The sequence below is a fragment of the Burkholderia sp. MSMB1498 genome (assembly GCF_001526245.1).
Lineage (GTDB): Bacteria > Pseudomonadota > Gammaproteobacteria > Burkholderiales > Burkholderiaceae > Burkholderia > Burkholderia savannae.
In genome coordinates this window covers 1-767 of sequence record NZ_LOYJ01000094.1, presented here as the reverse complement: position 1 = coordinate 767, position 767 = coordinate 1, and the positions used below count along the sequence as shown (strand labels likewise).

The 767-nt window shown below is 65.6% G+C and carries 1 protein-coding gene; it reads left to right on the top strand.

The window, feature by feature from the left end:
• On the top strand, nucleotides 1–767 hold a 767-nt coding region (locus WS91_RS20375; RefSeq protein ID WP_063889486.1), incomplete at both ends, for a 3-hydroxybutyrate dehydrogenase.

Below are 767 nucleotides of genomic sequence, written 5' to 3'. Positions count from 1 at the left end.
GGCAAAACTGCAGTCGTGACGGGCGCGGCAAGCGGCATCGGCAAGGAAATCGCGCTGGAGCTCGCGCGTGCGGGCGCGGCGGTCGCGATCGCCGATCTGAATCAGGACGGCGCGAACGCGGTGGCCGAGCAGATCAAGCAGGCGGGCGGCAAGGCGATCGGCGTCGCGATGGACGTGACCAACGAGGACGCGGTCAACGCCGGCATCGACAAGGTTGCCGAGACGTTCGGCTCGGTCGACATTCTGGTGTCGAACGCGGGCATCCAGATCGTCAATCCGATCGAGAACTACGCGTTCGCCGACTGGAAGAAAATGCAGGCGATTCACGTCGACGGCGCGTTCCTCACGACGAAGGCCGCGCTCAAGCACATGTACCGGGACGATCGCGGCGGCGTCGTGATCTACATGGGCTCGGTGCATTCGCACGAGGCGTCGCCGCTGAAGTCGGCGTACGTGACGGCGAAGCACGGGCTGCTGGGGCTTGCGCGCGTGCTGGCGAAGGAAGGCGCGAAGCACAACGTGCGCTCGCACGTGGTGTGTCCGGGCTTCGTGCGCACGCCGCTCGTCGACAAGCAGATTCCGGAGCAGGCGAAAGAGCTCGGGATCAGCGAGGAGGAAGTGGTGAAGAAGGTGATGCTCGGGCAGACGGTCGACGGGGTGTTCACGACCGTCGAGGACGTCGCGAAGACGGTGCTGTTTCTGTCGGCGTTCCCGAGCGCGGCGCTCACCGGCCAGTCGTTTGTCGTCAGCCACGGCTGGTTCATGCA